Genomic DNA, 22,596 nt, shown 5'->3' on the forward strand with positions numbered 1-22,596 from the left:
TCCCTTTATTCCAACGCCCCTTTTACCTTCTTCCGGGACAGGCATCGCTCCTCTCTGTTTGCCAATGCCTTCACCCTTCCTTCCAGTAGCAGCTTTCTTCCTGCTTCATTCCGCGTATAAACACAATCATAACTGCCAATGTATGGTTTCATGCATTTAGCAAAGGCCTCTGCCATTTCTTTTTTTCTGGCAAAACACTCCGGAACCGCGTAGAAGCTGTCGATTCCCCGGCGTTTTTCTTTTTTTACAAGAATATACCTCTGGTTGTCGAGAGCCGTAAAAAATTCATGTACACACTGCGCAAACAGCGCCTTATCCCTCCCTGTTCCTCCTGACAGGTAGAGGGTATGCACCTCCGGCGAAAAGGTCTCTGTCTCCACTTTGCAGCGCGTCTCTGCCAACATCTGCTGCTCCTCCATCGCCCTTCGGATCCCCTCCCCAAATGCCTTCAGCCTTCTTAGCGGGCTTCCCAGCATAAATACCTTGGGAAATCGTGTCATCGCCCAGCCGCCTCCTATAACAACCAAAAAGTACCCGGCAAAAGTAAGCACGGGATTTACCGGCAGGAGTAGCAGCACTGTCGCCGCCATGGTAAGCCCGATAGCCAGTACCAGATTTAAAAGTGCATCGAAAAAGGCAACCTTTGTGACGAAGGTTTCTTTTACTTCTGTCTCCACCGCCACTTCCATGGCTTCGTAGATGACCAGCGCCTTCTCCCATCGCTGCTTCAGACAAGAACGCTGGCTGGACATTTCCAACATCCGCTTATTGATCGACTGCACCTGCGGCTTGTGAAAAGGCGGTTTGATAACAGACAGCCTTTGTATCCCGCTTTCAATGGTTTCCTCCCTGTCATGCAGTCCCAAAAACTGTTCCATCCTGCGACCCAGCAGGCGAAAGTCTTCACTGATCTCTTCCTCCGAATCCTTCCTTGCCTCTTTCTGCGGCTTCAGACAGACCAGATGCCAGATGTTGCTGGTTTTGTCCGGGTTGTCCTTCCATACCCGAATAGCACGTCCCCGCATCTGATTACTCAGCATGAACGAACCCACGAAGCTGGCCAAAATCAGTGCATTCACACACGGAGAATCCCAGCCCTCTCCCAGCAGGGATTTCGTCCCGATCAGGGTCTGTATATATCCCTTTGAAAAGATAGCTGTGACAGCCGCTGTTAAGAAATGTCCCTCTCCCACTGCTGTCACTTTCAGATACTCTGCTTCTGAAAGGCTTCCGGCTCTTCCAAACGCTACCCGGTCTGCCTCCCCTATTTCCTGCAGGAGAGCCTCTTTTGCCTCTGCCGGAATGATTACAATGCTTCCGCACAGGACTCCCAAGCGAAGAGATGCCTGCCTCTTTGCGCTTTCCCTGCGCAGCATCTCAAAAAAGGGCAGGACTCCCAACAGATTCACATCACTGCCGGAATCTCCCAGAATCCCCTCACACTCTCGCCGGATATAGTCTGTCAGCACCAAGAGACGCAGTCCTTCTCCCATGGTCTCATACTCGTGAAACACGATCTTACGAATACTGTTGATTTTTCCCAATGAATTTGTCAGAAGCTTTTCCACTGCGGCGCTGGTAGTCAGAATCACTTTCTTCTTTTCCAGCAATCCCTGCCTCTTCAGGCGATCTTCCAGCATTTCACGGTACATCTTGTCGCACAGGTAGGATTCTGCATCATGGTACAGAAATCCCTGCAGCAGCCGCTCCATCCAACCGACATCCATTTTGGGAAGACGTTTTGCTCCCAGCAGTCTTTGCAGCCGCTCCGGAAACGGAACGCCTTTGCTTTGCAGATAGATCAGAATAGAAGACAGATACGCCGGATCGCTTAAAAGTAGTTCCTCTTCCATCTGTCCGATCAGCCCTTTGTGGCCTCTGACAGCGTTCAGGAGCTCCCCGTCTTCCATCAGTGTCTGCAGCATGGCTTTGCTACGTTCCTGAAATTTCTTCCATTCCTTTTCTTCTTCTGATGTCGGATAGTTGAAGTACACATAATCCTGATGCGGGCAGAGGCTTCCTTCCTTTACCAGCTCCGGAATCGTGATTTCTTCATCGATCTCCCCGCACATATCTATGTATTTGGTCCACATTGCCGGCGTCGAATCATATGGCGGCGTCGCCGTCAAAGCGATCACCCGAAGCCCCTTCATTTCCCGGCGGAATTCTTCCAGGGCCTTCCACCATTCATTTCGCAGATGGTGGCACTCATCTAGGCATAAAACCCCGATCCCGGTCTCTTTCATGACTGCTGTCAGATCAAATCCGGAGTAATCCACTTCCTGTCCGGCCTCCACCGGTTCCTCCTTTTCACTTTCCGTTTCTTCTCTTCCCCGGAATCTTGTCATGGCACTGTGCAGCGCCTGATATGTTGCCACTGTAATCTCTTTTGGTTCCCTGAGATTCTGCGACAGGTATACCTCTTCCTCCACGCCTTCACACAGGAATGCCTCCCGGATCCTGGCAATCCACTGCTCGCGGATCGTAACGGTGGGAACCAGAACAAGCGCTTTCTCCTTTTGCCTGCGGATCAGCTCAATCCCTAACGTCGTCTTCCCGGATCCCGGCGCCGCAACAATGTGGATCCTTCCGTCCGCCATATAGTGTTCTGCATTCCGCAGTACCCGGGTCTGGTAGCTGCGCCAGGTTCCCCCGAAACTTTAAGATTCCCTCGTAATCCATATCCTTCCCCTTTTTCTCTTTTCTTCTGAATGCAAGCAGCCGCTCCTCCTGAAGCGGCTGCTCTGCAAGTGTGCAATAACCAATAACCATTCTAGCTATTCGATCAGAGCATCATATAAACGTTTCATATCGTCTGTATTTCTTTCACAGATGACTAAATTAAAATGACAGTACACTAAATTTTTATTTTTAATTGGTACAAGCTTATAATTCCCTTTCGTAATGTTAAAACTAATAAGCATAATCAACTTTTTTATTCTGCTTCAGTCTTATAAGCGTCTAAATTTATACTACTCACCTCACCACAATCCAGTTCCCATGACGCTTTGATCCAATTCTTTCTATTATCTTTTTTCTTGTAAAGATTTAAATGCTCTCTCAATAGTTCTCTTTGTTACGCCTAATTTTTCTGCCAGTTCAACGGATGTTATACTTGGATTTTCTATTAAGAGTTCTATCACTTTCTTTTCAGTCTTATTCAAACCGACATTTTTCTTAAGGCTTTAGAGCCTGTTTTTAACTATTCAAACTCGATATGTACATTGATATTGTTTTGTATAAATGGCATAAAATCAAGGTTTTTGTTATCAGATTTAGCCTTATTATCCGTTTTATTTCTGTTTATCTGATTTTTTGCAAGCATATTGCAAGCACGAAAGCATTTTATCATTTTATAAAATTCAACTGAACCTGTATCCAATACGGGAGATTATCATAATGTTGTTTAATTATTTCTCTTATGTTTTCTTCTGACAATTCACTTTTTTCATTTCCTTTAAAATTCAGAAAAATTTTTTCAAATAAATAAAGTGATGTCTCACGCGGAATCCCCATTTCAATCATCGCTCTTGTAATATTATTTATTGCACCTAATTGCATACAAGCCAAAAAACAACTATCCGGATTTTTTATATCATATATAGGCTTTAATAACAAAGGAAGATTAAAAGATATTGTTTGTTGCAACAACTCAATTGTTTCATCAATTTTTTCTGCACCACTATCCCCTTTATATCTATCATTATTAAATATGTCATATAACTTTATGCCGTTAGCCCAATGTAACCCAAGTGAAACCATTATACTTCTTGATTGCCCGTTCTGATATAAAGAGGGGATATATTTTTTATACATAAATGCTGTTTCTTCTTTATCTCTCAGCCATTTGAGTATCTTGTCTAGTTTATTTTTCACACCTTTTTCAGATGGAGTCTTAGGAACAGTCAAGTCAAAATCCGTATAAATTTTTTCTAAAACAAATGGATCCCAATATCGATTTTTATAACAAACTTCTTTGGGTATAGTTAAGCTTTCAAGCTTTAAGATTATTGCAGCTACTTGTTTTTGTGTAAGTTTTATTCCGACATTATCCATTCTATGTTTCGAATCTTTTCCATATCTCAAAACTGACTGTCTTATGTATGATATTATATATCCATATTTTTTCATGGTTTCATCCACAATTTTATCATTCTTAAGAGCATCTTCAATTTCCCATTTATACTCTTGAAATCTTTGTTCATAACCAGTCGATAGTTCTTTACTTTCATCCTCAAATAATTCTAATTGTTCATACCCTTCTGTTTCTGCAAATGCATCCTCATCCATTACAAAAGTTCTTCCCACATAATCTTTTAATAATCTACCCGCCCTACCGCGAAGATTAGCCATTTCATAATTCGTTAATTCTACTGCTTCCGAAGTTTTATTGATATATAAATGCGGGTTCCTAATAAATATATTTTGTGCAGGCAAATTTACTCCTTGAAGTAGCGTAGTAGTGCATACAACATTAGATACATTTTTATTCGTTATAGCCACTTCCAAAGTTCTTCTGACATGCATAGGTAATTTCCCATGGTGATATGCAACACCTTTCATAAGTGTTTCGCATAAAGAATAATTTTCACTTACAGAATTCCGATAATACTCTACTAAATCTAAATTACATTTCGTTACAGGAAACTCTAACGCTACCGCTATTTTTCTTGCAGTGGATGATGTCGGTGCAAAAATAATATTTTGTGAGTTCCTGCCGATTTTATTTACAATACAACTCAAATATTCCAAATAATCATTCGTATATATTTTCTTGCCATAACACTTTATAAGATTAGTATTTTCAATCCCTATTACTAATGGATTTTTAGTAAGAATACAGTACTGTTTTAAAAAATATCTTTTATCTTTTTTCTTTATACTGTAAGTCAAATTTAAAACTGGACTAATATTCGTTGTATGATCAATAGTCTCAGTACCAAAAATACTCTCTCCTACCTTATCAATTTCTTCTATCCTAGGACCAGAAATAATAATTTTGTCAACATTATCTTTGTATCTAAATTCTACTAATGTATCAAATAATATTTTCGCTCGTTGATCTGAGTCTTCTTCAATCCTTTCTATATTTTGAATTTCATCTGCCACAAGTATAAGTTTTTTAGAAAAAGCCTCATCAAAATTATCAAATGCTGCAATAGCTTTTTCTTGTGTCATTACATAGATATTCTTTCTATCTTTTACTTGCTTTCCATCGAAAGAATTAGTAATCCAATAATTCTCTACACCATTAGCTTTTAATTCACGATTAAAGTCTTCCATCACTTGATTGAGTAGACTCAATGTAGGAACGATGTATACAATGTCAATATTTTCAGTTCGCAATCTATTTACTATTTTTAATAGAATTACAAATGATTTTCCTGCAGAAGTTGGAGCAGAAATCCCTAAAATCTTATCATTATCCATACTATCCCAAATTTTCTTTTGAAAATTTGTTAACAAATACTTCCGATTACCTATATTGACCTCATTATTTAACTGATTTATTGTTGTTGTTATCTCATCAATATAACTGTCTAGTACAGTAAATTTGCAATTAGCTCTATCAAAATTCTCATCACATATAATAGCTGAAGTTGGATAACCTATTCTGGATAAAAATTTTACAATGATTTTTCTCAAATCATATTCTTCAAAATTAATATGTTCCCACATTAGACCAATAACAGTAATAATATAATTAACATCGGGAGAAGCAATCATAATAGATTCATAATCCAAGCATCTAACAGAGTTATATATTAATGTTTCATTATAGCTAACTACTCTGTCAGCATTTATCAGCCCCATTTTATGAGCAACTGAAGTAAACTCAATATTTAACCACTGTTCAAGAATATCATTCTTTAGTTGCTTCATTAATTTGTTCCCCCTTTCTCTATATTAATTTCTGAAATTTTCCGGCTAGTTCTTTTAAATCCCAAACAGGAAATACTATATAAGTAATTCTCGACAATATTGGATTTTTAATAATATCAATCTTAGTATTGTCATAATTTCTATATCTTTCTTCAATTATTTTTTCAATATCATTTCTAATGCTATATTCATCTATTTTATTAATATTAGATAACTCATTATAAGTTACTATACTTACCAGCTGAATTTCTACAGGTTTCAAGGTATTATTTAGATATTTTTCAGCAATTTCGTTCATTTCATCATCTAAAAAATCTTCATGTACATATAAACCCACCTCTGATCTGTGCTTATTATATGTATTTAATATGCTATCTAACGCATCAGAAAATGCTTCATTAAATTTATATTTAGATGTATATGTTTTCGCTTCTCCTAATATGATTATATTTTTACCATTTTCTATTTTAAAATGTATTGCGTCCGCTCCAAATCTTTCATGGTCAGGTGATGTGGCTATATTCATTTTTCTAAGCAAGGGAACTGCTTTCATACATTTTTGGATGAAATGATATAATAGCAATTCTCCCATTTGACCTTGTATTAAAATATTTTCACTATTTTTATTAGCTCTAAATTTATTTTTAGCTTTTCTGCTAATATGTTGCGAAGCTGAGGCCTCGGATTTGCCGGTTTTAACTAACTTTTTCTTAATTTCTTTATATTTTTCCGAACTATAAATCCAATCAACAATAGTGTCAGATAGTTCTTCAACAAATCCATCTCTAAGCTCTTGTATATCTTGATATTCTATATATGCACCAATATGTTCTTTGTTATTTGGAAGAATATCATATTGCTTGACAACTACGCCAATCATATTAAATAAAGAATCATTTTTTATTAACCGTTTTAATATATCTTTTTCTTCCAAAATTACCATCCTCCTTTAATAGTACAGAAGACTTATGCCTTATACTCCCCAGTAGCCTCTCTTATCATCCCATCATGCCAATCTACTGTCTCTAATGGCATTTCGTGGTATTTGTCAAAGACCTCATACAAATACTTATACTTGACCTTATTTTCAATAATCTTCTTCAGAGAATCTGTATCCATTGAAATAATCTTCATGCCTGTAATGGTTTCTTCATCTCTGGTATATGGGATTATCTTTCTATACCTAAAATCTGAAATCACATTTTTGTCCAGATAAGTGCTAACAAACAAGCTATAATCGAATGGATTATTAAATCTAATCCTATAATCTCCTAAATGTCTTGAAACAGGCTCCATTTCCATTCTTCTTTGATTATTTCCATCTGCAAGAGTTGCTTCAAGTAATAGCGAATGTTTAGGATAAGAAGTACATGCCTCATATTCATATATAATATCTGCATAGCCTCCGGCTGCATGTGTCTTAGGTAATAAATTTGCTTCTAATGATAATTTCATGAAATCTAAAATATTTCCCTGTCTTTCGCTTACCTTGTACCATATAATTCCTAAAATATATTCAAAAATAGTAGGTATTGCAGCCTCATCTGTAACAAGTTCTTCAATCCTTTTATCATCACGTTTCTCAAAACAATTTAGTAACTCTATAAGCACAGAATCGTTAAATTTCTTATCGATCAAAGCATTAAATCTTCTGTATCGTTCATCATTTACATAAGTTGCAGCTTGTTCCGGACTCTTAATTGTAATTCCTAAATCTTTACTTAAAGCTGCATATACTTTGCTAATATCTAACTTGAATGCTTCTGATATAGTTTCAAGTGGGGCATCAGCCCTGAGATTATTATCTCTACTAAAAGTTTCTGTATACAGAATATCAATAATTTCTTTAAAATAATACTTTGGAATCATATCCAACTTAATCATACGATCTTCAAAAATTAGAGTATCTGTAATATTAAAATATCTTCTATTTAAATCAAAATAATCAGATAACGTCGCCATTGCTTTAAAAACATGTAAATATTTGAAAAACACTTCTTTTAGTTCTGTTTCATTTTTACAGTTTATAAATGGGCATTGTTTGTGAATTGAAGACTTCCCATTTTTTCTTACAACACCAATATTGGTTGTTTTAAATAGTAAACTTCTCCACAATGTTCCAGGTTTTTGATTTATATTCTTTGCAGAATTTAATAGTGATTCATAAATGTTTTCACCATCAAGAAATACCTTCTTTAAATTCTCATACAATTTATAGTACGGCTTGTCATAGCTTCTGCTTTTACGATTCATTCCCACTAAACATATTAGATTTTCATCAACATCAGAGGCTATAAATTCTTCTTGTGCAAGTTTGTAGTTTTCCATTTGCATAAGCCTCTTATAAATTATTTCTTCCGGCAAAATTTTACCTTCTCGATATAATTTAATATCTGATATGATTTGTTTTGCACTTTCGTCATCTCTAATTAGCGGAACAAAATAAGTAAACTCGTCATAACTTAAAAACTCAAGTTCCGTCAGGCACTTTACAACCGCAATAAACGGTCTAACGATACTACCACTTACATCTATACTTGTTTTAAGAAGCTGTTTTAGATAGATAAAGCTATCTCTATTAATATTAAACACATTATTAGTTTCAAAATCCCCACTACTTGTTATTTTAAGGAGTTCTCTTCCTGCATCCGTAATCAATCTATCTTCTGTAATTAAACCAATATCAACCAGTCCTGATGTTTTTTCTCTGGCATCTTTGTCTTTTCTTTTTGCTTCTCCTGTTAGGAAAGCTCTATCTTTCATAAAATCATAATATTTTTCTTGCAATTCATTGTTCCAGTTCCAACTTGATTCCTTTATGACCTCATTATAAAACTCATCAAGAAGCAACAACTGTGCCTCGATTTTTAAATTTAGTTTTGCAGTTCTAAAACTTGTAGTTCCTATAACCCAACAAAAACTTTGATATGGAATACTTTTATTTACCATTTACTCATTCCTCCAATCAACTGGATAATTAGTAATCAAAACTTCTTCAGATATACTATTCTTATTTCTTCTGTGATAACTGCTATTTGAATAACTTTTATTCAGACGATTGCAGGAATAACCCTTACTTTCAATCCAATTATATAAAATATCATTTCTTTTATTTTTACTTTCCAAAACATTAGACAAAGCAAAACTAAAACCTTTTTCATTGGCTTCGTCCAAAAATTCAAGTAAAGCTTTTTCTTCTATTTCAGTCCACATTCCATTTTCATTATATGTTGCATTTGTAATCAAATAAGGTGGATCACAATAAATAAAAGTCTCCTGAGAAAAATCATCTAACGAGATTTCTCTAAAATCCTTTTTCATAAACTGGACATCTTTACTTTTTAATTCTTCAGAAAATAATACAAGTTTACTTCTCATTTTGGAATTAAAATCTCTCTTACCTACCGGAAGATTAAAAAGTCCCTTTCGATTAAACCTAATCTGATTATTAAAAGAGAACACCATAAGTACATACAGCATTGGATAATCTATTTCTCTAGCAAGAACTTTAGCATTAAAATCATCTCTTAACTTGAGAAATCTTCCTTTATTGTATTCGGCTAAGCCTCTACTACTATCACAATCATAATAAGAATACCCATATAATGATGTATTGGATAAATTATACGCCTCAATAATATTGTCTATTTGTTTTAATAAAGCATCAGTATCAGTGTCTTTTATAAATTCAATTAAATTTATCAAATTTTCATTCGTATCATTAAAAATAACTTTTGAAGAAGATGAATTTATTCCAACATTTCCTCCTCCGGCAAACAAATCTAAAAATACTTCCTTTTCATCAAATAAAGGTTGCAACTGTTCTAGCAACTTAAATTTTCCACCTGTATAATTAAACGGGCAAGGTATATTCATTTTCTTTTTTTCTTCGCTAAATACTTCACATAAAAATAGTCTTTCTTTATTATCTTTTATATCTGATTTCCCCGTCGAAAAACTCTTGTAGTCTGATTCAAATATAATAACTTTCCCCTTTTTACTAAGAATTCTCATAATATCTTCATCTGATATTTTCGCATTCGACCTATCATTTCCCTTGTCGGACATATTGTTATATGAAAGTAAGATATACTTTGTATCAGCCATTTCAATAAGTTCTTCAAATGCTTTTGTAGCCGTAATCATGCAGTAATCACTTTTAAGTGAAGTCCTATCCATCTTTCTTGCAACTCCATAAACTTCAGGTTTTTCCCATCTTGCCACATTTTCAAGTAAATGATATGCATCACAATACTGCCTTGAATTATATGGAGGATCCAAGTACAACAAATCACCCCTAATACTTTTAATAAGTTTATTGGCATCTAAGTTATAACAAATATTATTAGAATTTACCGTTTCTTCAGGTAATAAAACATTCAATACTAATTTTTTCTCAAAATCAACATTTTTTCTATATGCATCGTAGTGTCCAACTGTGTTTGCAATCTTATCCATTGCATATAGAAGCGATGTAATAAGTATTGCATATTCCTTAAAATTTATTTCTTTGTTTTTATACTTTGTTTCTATATCTTCTCTTATATATCCTATCTTGCTACAATCATCAGCAGAAAAGAATGTATCTGCAAAATTTTCTCGCATATAATTATTTTCTTTTGTTTTAACTTGATTATAGTCGTATATAAGCTCAATTATCTTTTTACTTGAATATTTTTCATATCCAAACCATGCATAATTGGAAATATAATTACTATACAGTAAATCATTTGTGATAAGCATTTTATCCTTAAAAGTATTCGCAACTGCACCAGTTCCACTAAATATGTCAATAACAATATTTACACCTTTACAATTTTCATCAACTGTTTTTCTTATAAAATCGGAAAGAGAATATTTATTTCCTAAATATCGTCTATTGTTTATGAATAACTGCTTTAATCCTAATTTAGATATTAAAAAATCTGTGTCATCCTTATCCTGTAAACCATCTATATGCAAAAATCTTTTTATAATTTCAACTGTATTTTCATCCCAAAAGTACCTTCCTGTATCACTTCTCGGAATTAAAATATTTTTTTTATCTATTAATTTATATAAATATGACTTAGAAATGTCTAATTCTTTTATTACATCAGTAACATTAAGACTTGCCATCTTTATTCCTCCTTGCCACATTTTAATCTATTTAGTAGACATTATAGCATATTTCACCCATTTTTTCTATATTTTTATTAAAAAATCAGATGCTAATTGCATCAAAAAATGGAGAGTATCAAATTTATAATACTCTCCATGTATTGCTATAGCTCTATATCGTTACTCATACTATGACTCTGCTCAATTGTTTTATCTATTTTCCTTTTATGTTTCTTAATTGCCCCAATAACTGATTCCTTTTTCTCTGTTTTATCCTTACCAAGATACTCATTCATATTATTTTTCAGATGCTCCAATTCATGATACTGTTTTAATAATGAATTATGTTTCTTCATAATCTCCTCTTGTTTATCTTGCAATTCTTTAGAATGCTCGTTTAATCTCCTAAAAAGATTTTTACTTGATTTTTTCTTCAATCCTTCTAATACAATATCTTTCAAATGCGGAAATTGCTTAAGAAAAATATCTATTTCCTCATAGGATTTCTGATAGGCTTCTATATCTTTTCGGTTCATCATCATATAAATTTTATCATTCGGATTTTTGCGATAACCCTGATAATGCTCTCTTTTGCTGATACAGATTTGAATATGCTTTACTACTTCTTTTATCCTCTTTTGTTCCCACGAAAGTTTATCAAATTCTTGTTTCAATTCATTTTTTGAAATGATATTTTTTGAATTCCTTTTTCCAATGCTTCCATAGAGTTAAAACCTTTATCTCTTATTTTTAATAGAATTTTGGATGCTACTTGCATGTTGGTGTGAACTACCCAATCCTGATTTCCATATTTGGTTTTATCAACAAATTCTCCTATTTCTTTATCTTTATTTCGGATTCTTTCTTTGATTTTTTCTTCTGTGTAATTATCACCTATGGTTTTCGCTCTGGTAAATCTCTGCTGATTTTTCTGTTTGAAAGCAATATACTTTCCAAACTTAATTTCATATCCATATTGTTCCATTATTTTAAGAAAATGTTCCCAGTTTATTGCTTTTTGAATTACTCTATCCATATCAAATTGAAGTCTTGATTTATAACTTTTACCTTTTTTATCTTCATTCCAGTCATACCAATTCACGAACTTTCTTCGCTTAATCTCGTTGATTTCCTTTTGCGTTTCAACATCTATTACCGATAAATTATGTTCCTTGCACAACCTGTCACTCTGATTTCGGATATTCATATAGGAACCGTAATAGGAATGGTAAACTTTGCCCTCATCAACATCTATGGAATTAAAGATTATGTGATTATGAATATGATCTTTGTCGATATGAGTGGCTAAGACATATTCATATTTTCCCTCTAAAATCTTTTCACAAAGTTCGATTCCCACTTGATGTGCTTCGTGGGCGCTCACTTCTTCCGGCACGAAGGATTGGATCAGATGATGAGCCAAAGTCTTTGTCCTTGAGTTAAACTGCTTTTTGGTGAGTTCAAATTCCTTATGAGCATTTTCTCTGCTACAAAGATGTGTGGTAACATAGATTTCATCATCGGTTTTATTTCCATTGCAGATATAGTCTATCGCCTTTTTAAGAGTTGTTTTAATGGGATGTATCTTTGTAACTGCCATTACCCTATAACCTCATTGATAATATAGTCGGAAACTTTTTCTCTAAATTCTGATAGAAAAAGTAGTTCCACTTGCAAAGTTTTCTTAATACTTTCCATATCATCTTTGTAAATAACTCCTGTGCTGTTTACCACTTTGGCTATCTGATTTAAGTTAGCTGAATTACGACTTACAAGAGAAGATAGTTCTCTTAGTTCTTTTCTAAGAGCTCCTGATATATCAATGCTGATAATTCTGTTCTTGAAAATACTATTTCGGTAAAACTCTCTTTTACTCTTGAAACTGGTCAATGCAAATCTTCGGTTAAGCTCATTCATATCTTCTTCATTCACCATAAAGTGAACGGTACAATTATTTTTACGATTAACTGTCTTTGACATTTTTCGTCTCTCCTTTCATCTTCGGGGTATTAGGGCTCTCCCTAAATATTTCAAATTTGATTCTTCAAATTTCAAGCCTACTTTTTGGACTGTGGTCAAAAAGTATATGCTTGCTATCTACCTATAATTCATGATTTTTATAAATTCATCTTTAACTTACACAGAAAAAATAGATGTTACTTCTTCATTTACCGTTTACACCGTTCATACCGCACGACATTCTCTTATATACGAAACATCAAACGGTACGAACGGTTTGAACGGCATTTTAATAAATCACATCCTCCGAATTATATTTAACTTGGTAATTGTTATTGTTTTTACCTCGCTTCATCGTAATGCTGATTCCATTTTTCTTTAGAATATCCTTATTACGACTTAAAGTTTTCCCGAATTGTTGCGGACTTTCAACATCAAGATTAATCTTAGAGCAAATATCCACTATCGTTCCTTCCATCATTTTCAGCTTTGGCATCATTTGAACCAATTTCTGAATAGACGGTTCCAATGTTTCAATCGGATCTATTTTATCAAGTTCCAATATCTTTCTCACAGGATGTATTTTTACCTGATAGGCTTTCGATTCAAAGAGCCTGCTTGTTACATCCAACTTGAATTCCGTATCAAATTCCGAAGCTTTATCAATCGCAATGATGGTATCTACCGAACCAGATAAGGCTTGAGAACCTATAACCTTCTCGCTGACACTTTTTACCGAAGAATCTTTTTTTGTGTGATACATCATGATAAAAGTACAACCGTATTTGTCAATGAGTTCATAATATTTCGCCATGACTTCATAGGTATCATTGTAATCATTTGCATTGTATTTCCTGTCATATTTTATCTTGGAAAAAGTATCGACAATAAACACCTCATAGCCTGATTCAACATCTAATTTTATGATTTTTTCAAACTCATCAAAATCCACATAACTTGTGCCTTCATAGAATTTCATCGTACTTGAGCAAGGTAAATCCAATCTGCCGACTCTCTCTTGAATAAGACTTCCGGATAACTCATTGCAATAATAAACAACCTTTGTTTTCCTCACCTTGTTTTCCAGAAAATCAATTCCCTCATTGATACATATTCCAAGATTAAGTCCCAATGCAGTCTTTCCTTTTTTGGGCGAAGCAACAATCAGGGTTATACTTTTCCTTGCAATAATATTATCGACTACATACTTACCGGAGACATCAAATACCGTATCTATCGTGTATGCTTTCAATGAATCACCTCCTTGTTTTTCCTGTGGTAGTTGTAATCCCAATAATTCGTTCCTCCGACTTCCTGTGCTTTTTTTATACTTTGATTCAGATACTTAAGATACGCCGCTTCCGTCCTCCTTTTGCTCATATCTCCCATACGATTCAATGCGGATTTTAAAAAGATTTCCAACATCAAGTCGGCATTTCCATGTGTAAAGCTGTTCAACACAAGAAGAAGCTGAAAATCATCTTTACTTGGATCTCCCGTAGAATATCCTCCGGTGAAAAGTCCGCTTCCCTTTCTGTTAGTCCGATAGATTGCTTTCATAATATCTTCAATATCCGGAACATCACTGCCCACATTTCGGTAATATGAAATCTGTTCTCCGATACTTTTTTGATTGCATATCTTTCATAATGAATACTCAGCTTATATTGTTCTTCTTTTATTTCTGTGCAAGTTCCTATCACATTACCTGTCATAGCAATGCACTTATTTGATTTATACATTTCAAATAGATCGTCCTGATTATTGAGATTTTTCGGAATGTTCCCCTTAGCAAAAATATGCACTCCGTTTCCTGATACGGATATTTCCTTATAGGTATCTGCAAAATCACTTATAATTGCTCTCGTTTTATCAAAATTCTTTTCTTTCACCTTGTCCAAATCTATACAAACAAGGGAATCGTCCTCCGTCAATACAAAAGACAAACCATCGCATCCGCTTCTCTCCAAACCTGCAAATGCGGTTTCAAAATCCGACCAATTCTCTTTTTTATTCCAATCGTTTGAATCACAAGTAATCGGACTGATCGGTATCTTAATCATTTTTATATTCCCGTTTTTATCCTTGTTTCGATAAATCTTAAACCATAACCATTGCTTGTGTTCTTTTAATTCCTGCGGAATATTGTTAATATATTTTTCCTTGTTTATCATTGCTACCTCCATATTTTTGTTGATGATGGAAGTACAACCTGATAAAATATTATTTGAGAGTTGCAATCTTATCAGGTTGCTTCCCGGCTCTATCTATCGCCGTAGATAGAGTCATTTTTATTTCTATTCACCGTTTCGAACATTTCTAGAATATATGCAAGAAGTTCAAGTTTATTTTCATCCATATCGCAGTCCAAATTTACATTTTCAAAATATTCTTCAAGCACTCTCAGTTTCTCTTTTAATTCATCAAACACTCTTATATTTCCGAACACTTCAACGCTATGATTTAAGCTCATTTGAATCATATAATCCTGTTTGTTCAATCCTGATAATGCTATTTTCTCTTCCAATAAACTTTTTTCTTCCGGAGACATTCTGAAATTCACTATAATATTTCTCTTCCTGTTTTTGTCGACTTTCAGCTTTCTACCTTTTGTTCGTAGACTTTCTCTTTTAAAAATCTTACTCATCTTAAATTTCCTAATTCCTTTCTTTTTCGATAATGTTCACAATCTCCAACTGCTTTGACGGATACAAATGTGCGTAATTTAGAGTGATTGAAATGCTTTCATGCCCTAAACGATCCGCTATTACCACCGGTGAAAAGCCTTGCTCTATTAAATAAGCAACATGGGAATGTCTTAAATCATGAACCCTGATTCTTTTTACTCCCGACAACTTACATCCCCTATCCATCTCGTGATGCAAATGTGACTTTGTAAAATGAAACAGCCTTGATTTTGAACCCAAATGATAATACATTCCGAAAAAATCAGCCATTTCATCACATAGAAACTGCGGTAATTGAATCACACGATTGCTTTTTTCCGTCTTGGGTGAAGTGATATAGTCTTTTCCTTTGATCCTCTGATAGGATTTATTGATGCTCAAAGTTTTCTTTTCAAAATTAAAATCCTCTTTAGTCAAAGCCAGTAACTCACCTTCTCTAATACCGCACCAATAAAGTATCTCAAAGGCATAATATGAAGCCGGCTTGCTTTTAATACTTTCAGCGAATTTTTCATACTCCTCTTTCGTCCAAAATAACATTTCCTGTGCCTTTGATTTTCCTATTTTTGTCGTTTTATGAGTAGGATTGCTTGTCAGTCCGTAATATTTGCTTGCATGGTTAAGGATTGCATTCAGTTGATTCTGAATCGTTCTTAAATAAGTTTGAGAATACTGTTTCCCTTCACTGTCCGACTTTTTAAGCAACTCATTTTGCCATTGTAAAATATCCGGAGCTGTTATTTCAGCTATAGATTTCTTGGCAAAGTATGGTATTATTTTCGTTTCTATAATATGAACCTTTGTCAAATAAGTGTTGTATTTAATCCTCGGCTTTAAATCGCTCAAATAGATTTCAACAAAGGATTCAAATAACATATTCAAATCTCTTGACTTACTCGCTAAAAACTCCCTTTCATATTCCAATGCCTCTCTCTTTGTAGCGAATCCACGTTTTGTATGGATTTGTTTTACTCCTTGCCAATCAACATACCTCAAATAAATTTTCCAGGTACCTCTTTCTTTATCCTTGCTTGCTGACACAGCACCACCTCCTACACTTCTTTCGATTGTCCATAACAGTTCTCTTCATAAAATTTTCGATTAACCTTGCCTGCAATCACTATCAGATTTGGATTGCCTTTTAACATTCTCTCATTTAATTCTTTTATCATTTTGTATGCCTTAGGTTTTGAAACTCCCCAATCTTTGCTGACTTCTTCAGCATCAACATACATTTTTCTCATATTTTTCCTCCTTTCTCGTTTATTTGAACTTGCGATATATATTAGTATACTGATTTATATAATATAAGTCAATAGTTATTTCTAATTTTTATCAGAATTTCTCTTTATTTTTAGTATACGATTTGATATAATAAGATATAATAAATATAGGAGATTATAATATGAATAATAAAACTGTATCGGAACGATTGAAATATCTTCGTTCTATAAATAAAAAAACACAAAAGGAGTTTGCAGAATTTTTAGGAATACCTCAACCGTCAATGTCTGCTTACGAAAATGGTAAAAATAATCCTACAATAGATGTGCTGATAGATATTGCCGATAAATGCAAAGTATCTTTAGATTGGCTTGCCGGAAGAAGTGACTATACTTTAGGTCTTTCAAGCATGAGAGATTTTGTATTATTTATGTATGAACTGGCAATGAAAAAAGAAATCGGATTTGAAATAATTGTGGAAGATAAATTCCCCAATAATGACATTGAAACCGATGAAAATAAATGGAATGTTAAGCTTGTGTTCTATGGTAATGATAAAGAACACGCTTTTAATGCTGACGTATGTAATATTCTAAAAGAATTGTCCGATAATCTGTTTGACTTGGAGTCTTACTCTATTACAAAAGAACAATTTGATTCTATGAAAAATAAGTCTGTAGAGTATTACACTCTACCACTAACACAGAAAGAATTTGAGGAGCTGTCAAGAGATGAAATTCTAAAAAAGAGAATTGAGTATTTGAAAGAAAATAATTTGCTATAAAAACGGAATCGTTAAAACGACAAAATTTTATAAGTCATGCAGGAGGTATTAAGTTTGAAAAGAGATATGGACTTATGCAGAAAAATTTTATTTAAAATCGAAGAACAATATATTGATACGGCATTGTCAAATCTTGAACTAGAAAATTATGATAATTTACAAATTGCTTATCATTGTAAAATTTTAAATGAAGCTGGATTGATCGATTACTATAATGCTCAGTATGCTGATAACTCATTATACTTTTTTTCAGTTGGTTCATTAACTTGGGAAGGACATGATTTTTTAGATAAAATTAGAGAAGATACTACATGGAATAATGTCAAGAAGATAATTAAAGATAAAGCTCTGCCGTTTACATTAGAAGTTGCTAAAACAATCGCCACAGATTTGTTGGCAGTTTCGATGAAAGCAGCATTAAACTTATAAATGATAAAAAACAAAAAAGCAACTAGGATTTTTCTCTTAGTTGCTTTTTGTATTCCTTGAAAATTATTCTTCAGGTGACCAATTTCTAAAATTTGCAAGCATTTCGCAAGCACACCAATCACAAAATGGCTATTTATAAGGCTTTATAGCCTATTTTTAACTATTCAAACTCGCAAATGAGTTTTTGTCACTATACAATTTTGTATAGGCGTTATGGTTCTATCTGGTTTTATATGTGTTCCACTATCCTTAGTCCACGGACTGTACTGAACGGTGTTATCAATTTGTTATCATATTTCTGTTATCAATCAAAAATTCTTGTAATATCCTGATACCGATTGATGACACGATAAATTTCTACATACTCGTTGCTTACCTTGTAGATAATCACATAATCTTCCCATATCGCATATTTATAGTCTGTCCGAAAGCTGACTCGCTTTGAAAGGTCTGAACCCATTCCCGGAAACATCTGGAGATTCTCAAATTTACCATAAATTTCCTTTATAGTCTTTGCGGCATATTCTTCACTATCTTCAGCGATGTAATCCCGGATATTCTTCAGGTCCTTTGCAACAATCGGGTTAATCCGTAATTTTAACATCTTATTCCCCACAAGTGCCTTCAGTTCATCTAACTCCAGCCATCCCTCGCCGTCTTTCACTGCTTCTTCGGCTTCCTGCAGCTTCATTAAAAGCTTCTTTTCCGCACGATCACGTTCATAATCTTCAAAATCCATAACCACAAAACGTCCTCTACCATTCTTGGTAAGATATACAGGCTCGCCTTTATGGCAGTTCTTCAGGACTTCGTTATAATTTCTCAAATCAGATACTGGTAAAATACTTGCCATATTCTTTCAGCTCCTTCCTTGATTTTATATTGTTTCTGCTACTTATATTATACACAAAAAGCTGTAAAATTCAACGTGAATTTTTACAGCTTTCTATTATAACTATTCCTATTTTTTAATTCGACAAACTTGAAGTTGTAGGGGACAATACCTGATCAGCCTGCCTTGGCTTGTTTATAAAGGAGACCACTTTTGATCAGTAATAGCAGAAAAGCAACTATTATTGCATATGGTTCTTTCATCATTGCCAAAAACAAAACATCGATAACACTGCATCCTATAGACAATGCAGTAATCACCTTTTTGCCTTTTTCAAATTTGAAATAGACCATCAATATTTTCACAATCCCGATAATCGTTAAAGTGATGAACATTATCCAATAAATGGTAATAATCCATTTATTATTATCTACATACTCAAAAAGATTTACCGAATAGATATAACCATTGACCGGCTTGGGATACAGCGGAAGAAAAATAAGCATCAAAGAAAGCAAGTCAACAAATCCCCATAATAAGTCACATACACTATTGAGATTTGATTTGTTTTCTTTTTCTGCAATCAAAATCAACTGTTCTCCAGATAACAGATCATCAATCGACACAGAAAAATATCGAGATATTTCCTTTAATGAATCTATGCTCGGATATCCTCTTCCGGATTCCCATTTTGAAATTGCAGTTCTAGATACAAATAATGCCGCAGCCAGTTCTTCTTGTGTCATTCCCCGGCTTTTTCTTAATTCCTGAAGTTTTTCATGAAATTCCAAAACCTCCACCCCTTGCTCGTTTTATTTATTCTTTATTGACAGTATAACCGCTCCCTGATAAATAGAAAATAATCCAATGCTTAACAATACGCCACCTACAATATCCGTGAGCCAATGTACTCCCGAAATCAATCTGCCAATAACCATGAATGCCGAAAAAGCGATTGTTACAATCGTTATCACTTTTTTGACTGCAATGCTTGACAGCCTGCGCTGAGTCTGTTCGATCAAAGTCGGCATCACACACAATACCAATAGTGTAGTTGATGATGGATAAGATGCCTCCATTACTCCGTTAATTAAAATAGGTCTGTAATTGATTGGAATCATCTCAAAAAATATATATGCCAGGATCACGACAATATAATAAATACCCAGAATAATGATATCCGGATCCACCTTGAAAAGACTTCTTTTCTTAATCAACTGAACTAGTCCCACACCTGCAAAGATCAGGCATACTACGACAGGCACCAGCCCCATCCAATCAGTAATCGAATAAATCATCATGTGTACGCCTGTGAAGCGGTGAAACCAGCAATTGAGTGTTGCAAATCCAATATTCGTTCCGTTTTGACCATGAGGCTGCACATCTACCATCTGGATCAAAACTGTCCATAATACAAAAGTTGCAATGAATATTCCTCCAAATAGTAAATTCTTCATTCCGTTCTTTTTCATCATTCTACGTCCTTTCTATATGGGTTTGTCTTTTCGACACATTCACCTTATCAAAAAACATAAAATGATGATAGAATCGCTCGGTCACATACGTGATACGATTCGTATCATACCCGTAAATGCTTGTTTTTTCAGTATTTCCTTCTGATTATCTATCCCTGCAAATCCGGATTTATCTTTTAGCATTCTATCATGTTCTATTCTGAAATTCCACTCTTACATTTACAAAGAGTCGCCTTTCGGCAGCCCTCTTAACTTATATATAAACGATCTCTTTCAGTACATTTTTTTCAGCACTTGTTCTGATATTATTCATCAACCCGACCCACTTCATCTGATCCCGTATCTTCAATGTTTCTGTCACACTCTGTTCTTCTGCCATCTGCTTCATTAACATTTCGACCTGCTCTCTTGCATCCCGATCAATCTGATTCAGATGTTCAGTCAGCTTTCCAGTCAATAACAGGCACTGATATCTTGCTGGTCTATACTCTTTCAGATATTGTTTCCGCAACATTCCATATTTCCCATATGTCGGTTCTTCCTCATTCAGCACCAGACCCGGCAAATAGTAATCTCCATGCAAGGTATAGCTTAATCCGTTCTTTTCATCATAAATGTGTTTTTTCATGCACTTATATCTCCATTCCTCTGTTCTTTGTTTTATTTTTCTTACGCTGCTGATTCTCCATCTCGCTCTTTTTCGCACCCCATGCTAATCTTTCGTAAATGCTTCCTTTTGGCATTTGTTCCATCCGTCGTTTTTCTTCCAGTGCTTTCTGATTATGAATATCCTGCAGTACCGCAGCCTCCACAGTGTCTATTCCCATGACACGCACAACACGATCATATCTATCAGAAACACTTTGCAACATATTCTTTTCTTCTAATAATTTCTGATTGTCTTTACGCATATCATCCAACTCTTTCTGAACACTGTTATATGCCTGTTTTGTCTTCTGGTATTTATTTTTCCATTTCTCCACTTCTTTCGTAAGTTCTTTTACCTGGGCAGCCATTGCAGCAATCTTATTCTTCATTTGAATAAATAATGGTTTAACTTTTTTATCCCGATAGGTTCCTGCACGTTCCAATGCTCCTGCTTCCGGTAGAAGCGTTTTAACCGTCCCATATTCTTTTATTTCCTTACTGACATTATCTATGATCGGCTGTAACTGCTCCCGACGTTCTTCTAGGCTTTTTAATTCTATTTCTGCTTTCTCTGCCCGCTTTTCTGCAGCTTCTTTATCCCTGACCGCCTGTTCCTTATCTTCTTTCAAAAGCTGAATATCTGCCTTGGATTCTGCAATCTGTGCAGTCAGTCCCTCATTCTCTGCTGTCAGATACTCTTTTTCCTGCTCCAGAGCCTGAACTTCCTTCTTTCGTTCTTTTTTCTTGAAATTATAAACATCCAGATGTTCCTCATGGGTACCTTTCTGTTCCCATTCAATCCCATACTGCTTTGCAATATCTGCCAGCACTTCTTTTTCGTGGTTTATCCACTGATTTAATTCTGTGTCATGTTTATTTCCACCTTGAAATCCCAAACTTTTTAATGCCTGCTTCAGTGAAACTCTGATATCCATCCCTTTTCCTTTCCAACCAGTCACATAGGGAACAAAATCAATATGCAGATGTGGTGTAGCTTCATCCTGATGAAGATAACAGCAAAATACCCGGAGAGTTGGATTCCTTTTCTGAAAATCCTGCATATATTCATTCAACACCTTCACTGCCAGTTCTCCTTCTACTGTCCCTACAGCCATGTCTTCACAATTTCCAATCTGGAAAATGACCTCATGGAATAGTTTTTCCTGTTTTCCCTGCCGGATTTTTTCATAATAATTTGTAATCTGACGGTCTTTTCTTTTCCCCACATTGTATCGCTCCACAGAATCATCAAACAACTCTTTATAAACATCTTTCAGATTTTCATTCTGGTAACAAATATTCAAGTGTACTCTGTCCGGATCTACATTTTCTGCTATGAAATCCCTTCTGTTATGAGCCAGAGAACCAGCTCCGATCATACCGCTAATTGTTCTTTTCATGGTCATGCTTCTCACCTCCCCTTCTGAAACCAGTGCCAGACATGGCACATAAATTTGTATCTTCGCCAGTTATGGCGATAAAAAGAACTCTTCGCCGGATACGGCGGTTTTGTTACTTTTGTCAAAAGTAACGCAAAAGCACTTTCGACAGCCGTACCGTCCATCAAAAGTCCCC

Annotated in this window: 22 protein-coding genes and 1 pseudogene; 2 read left to right on the top strand and 21 right to left on the bottom strand. The window is 34.7% G+C overall.

All coding sequences use genetic code 11. From position 1 onward, the window contains the following. Positions 1 to 5: 5 nt before the first annotated feature. From FYJ34_RS03935 to FYJ34_RS04000, 15 genes are all read right to left on the bottom strand, one after another. Positions 6 to 2,600, bottom strand: a complete 2,595-nt coding sequence (locus FYJ34_RS03935) for a DEAD/DEAH box helicase family protein (protein ID WP_154476434.1) — start codon at positions 2,598 to 2,600, stop codon at positions 6 to 8. Positions 2,601 to 3,026: 426 nt separating this feature from the next. After that, positions 3,027 to 3,143, bottom strand: coding sequence for an HTH domain-containing protein (locus FYJ34_RS15130; RefSeq protein WP_276959799.1), 117 nt, complete (start codon positions 3,141 to 3,143; stop codon positions 3,027 to 3,029). Between the two features lie 205 nt (positions 3,144 to 3,348). Beyond that, the gene (locus FYJ34_RS03950; protein WP_154476438.1) at positions 3,349 to 5,883 is read right to left on the bottom strand and encodes a DEAD/DEAH box helicase; all 2,535 of its coding nucleotides are present in this window, start codon (positions 5,881 to 5,883) and stop codon (positions 3,349 to 3,351) included. 19 nt (positions 5,884 to 5,902) lie between these two features. Further along, positions 5,903 to 6,817, bottom strand: coding sequence for a HamA C-terminal domain-containing protein (locus FYJ34_RS03955; RefSeq protein WP_330582520.1), 915 nt, complete (start codon positions 6,815 to 6,817; stop codon positions 5,903 to 5,905). Between the two features lie 32 nt (positions 6,818 to 6,849). After that, on the bottom strand, positions 6,850 to 8,832 hold the full coding sequence (locus tag FYJ34_RS03960) for an AlwI family type II restriction endonuclease (protein WP_154476442.1): 1,983 nt from the start codon (positions 8,830 to 8,832) through the stop codon (positions 6,850 to 6,852). Next, positions 8,833 to 11,001, bottom strand: a complete 2,169-nt coding sequence (locus FYJ34_RS03965) for a Dam family site-specific DNA-(adenine-N6)-methyltransferase (protein WP_154476444.1) — start codon at positions 10,999 to 11,001, stop codon at positions 8,833 to 8,835. 146 nt (positions 11,002 to 11,147) lie between these two features. Continuing rightward, positions 11,148 to 11,657 carry a hypothetical protein gene (locus tag FYJ34_RS13095; RefSeq protein ID WP_235899217.1) on the bottom strand — a complete coding sequence of 170 codons (510 nt, stop codon included), beginning with the start codon at positions 11,655 to 11,657 and terminating at the stop codon, positions 11,148 to 11,150. After that, positions 11,654 to 12,583 carry a relaxase/mobilization nuclease domain-containing protein gene (locus FYJ34_RS13100; protein ID WP_235899225.1) on the bottom strand — a complete coding sequence of 310 codons (930 nt, stop codon included), beginning with the start codon at positions 12,581 to 12,583 and terminating at the stop codon, positions 11,654 to 11,656. The genes FYJ34_RS13095 and FYJ34_RS13100 overlap by 4 nt, the downstream gene beginning before the upstream one ends. Continuing rightward, positions 12,583 to 12,963: a mobilization protein gene (locus FYJ34_RS03975; RefSeq protein ID WP_154476446.1), complete on the bottom strand. Its 381-nt coding sequence runs from the start codon at positions 12,961 to 12,963 to the stop codon at positions 12,583 to 12,585. Before FYJ34_RS03975 ends, FYJ34_RS13100 begins: the two co-directional genes overlap by 1 nt. A 268-nt stretch (positions 12,964 to 13,231) precedes the next feature. After that, complete coding sequence (locus FYJ34_RS03980) at positions 13,232 to 14,194, bottom strand: AAA family ATPase (protein ID WP_154476448.1); 963 nt, start codon at positions 14,192 to 14,194, stop codon at positions 13,232 to 13,234. Then, positions 14,191 to 14,502, bottom strand: a complete 312-nt coding sequence (locus tag FYJ34_RS13105; RefSeq protein WP_235899227.1) for a hypothetical protein — start codon at positions 14,500 to 14,502, stop codon at positions 14,191 to 14,193. The genes FYJ34_RS03980 and FYJ34_RS13105 overlap by 4 nt, the downstream gene beginning before the upstream one ends. After that, positions 14,499 to 15,116, bottom strand: a complete 618-nt coding sequence (locus tag FYJ34_RS03985; RefSeq protein ID WP_235899229.1) for a hypothetical protein — start codon at positions 15,114 to 15,116, stop codon at positions 14,499 to 14,501. The genes FYJ34_RS13105 and FYJ34_RS03985 overlap by 4 nt, the downstream gene beginning before the upstream one ends. An 89-nt stretch (positions 15,117 to 15,205) precedes the next feature. Then, the gene (locus tag FYJ34_RS03990; RefSeq protein ID WP_154476450.1) at positions 15,206 to 15,589 is read right to left on the bottom strand and encodes a plasmid mobilization protein; all 384 of its coding nucleotides are present in this window, start codon (positions 15,587 to 15,589) and stop codon (positions 15,206 to 15,208) included. A gap of 10 nt (positions 15,590 to 15,599) precedes the next feature. Beyond that, complete coding sequence (locus FYJ34_RS03995; protein WP_330582521.1) at positions 15,600 to 16,670, bottom strand: site-specific integrase; 1,071 nt, start codon at positions 16,668 to 16,670, stop codon at positions 15,600 to 15,602. An 11-nt stretch (positions 16,671 to 16,681) separates the two neighbouring features. Next, positions 16,682 to 16,873, bottom strand: a complete 192-nt coding sequence (locus FYJ34_RS04000; protein WP_154476454.1) for a hypothetical protein — start codon at positions 16,871 to 16,873, stop codon at positions 16,682 to 16,684. 161 nt (positions 16,874 to 17,034) lie between these two features. Between FYJ34_RS04000 and FYJ34_RS04005 the strand changes: the two genes are divergently transcribed. Both FYJ34_RS04005 and FYJ34_RS04010 read left to right on the top strand, forming a co-directional pair. Next, positions 17,035 to 17,637, top strand: a complete 603-nt coding sequence (locus tag FYJ34_RS04005; protein WP_154476456.1) for a helix-turn-helix domain-containing protein — start codon at positions 17,035 to 17,037, stop codon at positions 17,635 to 17,637. A 54-nt stretch (positions 17,638 to 17,691) separates the two neighbouring features. Beyond that, on the top strand, positions 17,692 to 18,066 hold the full coding sequence (locus tag FYJ34_RS04010; protein WP_027132396.1) for a DUF2513 domain-containing protein: 375 nt from the start codon (positions 17,692 to 17,694) through the stop codon (positions 18,064 to 18,066). 304 nt (positions 18,067 to 18,370) lie between these two features. Here FYJ34_RS04010 and FYJ34_RS15135 read toward each other — a convergent pair whose 3' ends face one another. The 6 genes and pseudogenes from FYJ34_RS15135 to FYJ34_RS04040 all read right to left on the bottom strand — a co-directional run bounded on the left by FYJ34_RS15135 (position 18,371) and on the right by FYJ34_RS04040 (position 22,427). Next, entirely contained in the window at positions 18,371 to 18,670 is a 300-nt protein-coding gene (locus tag FYJ34_RS15135) for a type II toxin-antitoxin system RelE/ParE family toxin (RefSeq protein ID WP_055262129.1), read from the bottom strand. Positions 18,671 to 18,676: 6 nt separating this feature from the next. Beyond that, a pseudogene (locus FYJ34_RS15140) lies at positions 18,677 to 18,919 on the bottom strand (type II toxin-antitoxin system prevent-host-death family antitoxin); the annotation flags it as partial. A 155-nt stretch (positions 18,920 to 19,074) separates the two neighbouring features. Next, the gene (locus FYJ34_RS04025; RefSeq protein WP_055261444.1) at positions 19,075 to 19,689 is read right to left on the bottom strand and encodes a helix-turn-helix domain-containing protein; all 615 of its coding nucleotides are present in this window, start codon (positions 19,687 to 19,689) and stop codon (positions 19,075 to 19,077) included. 21 nt (positions 19,690 to 19,710) lie between these two features. Then, complete coding sequence (locus FYJ34_RS04030; RefSeq protein WP_330378251.1) at positions 19,711 to 20,370, bottom strand: phosphatase PAP2 family protein; 660 nt, start codon at positions 20,368 to 20,370, stop codon at positions 19,711 to 19,713. A 256-nt stretch (positions 20,371 to 20,626) separates the two neighbouring features. Further along, positions 20,627 to 21,001, bottom strand: a complete 375-nt coding sequence (locus FYJ34_RS04035; RefSeq protein ID WP_154476458.1) for a TnpV protein — start codon at positions 20,999 to 21,001, stop codon at positions 20,627 to 20,629. 4 nt (positions 21,002 to 21,005) lie between these two features. After that, positions 21,006 to 22,427: a plasmid recombination protein gene (locus FYJ34_RS04040; protein ID WP_055261451.1), complete on the bottom strand. Its 1,422-nt coding sequence runs from the start codon at positions 22,425 to 22,427 to the stop codon at positions 21,006 to 21,008. Positions 22,428 to 22,596: the final 169 nt, after the last annotated feature.

This window comes from Suipraeoptans intestinalis (genome assembly GCF_009696485.1).
GTDB lineage: Bacteria > Bacillota > Clostridia > Lachnospirales > Lachnospiraceae > Suipraeoptans > Suipraeoptans intestinalis.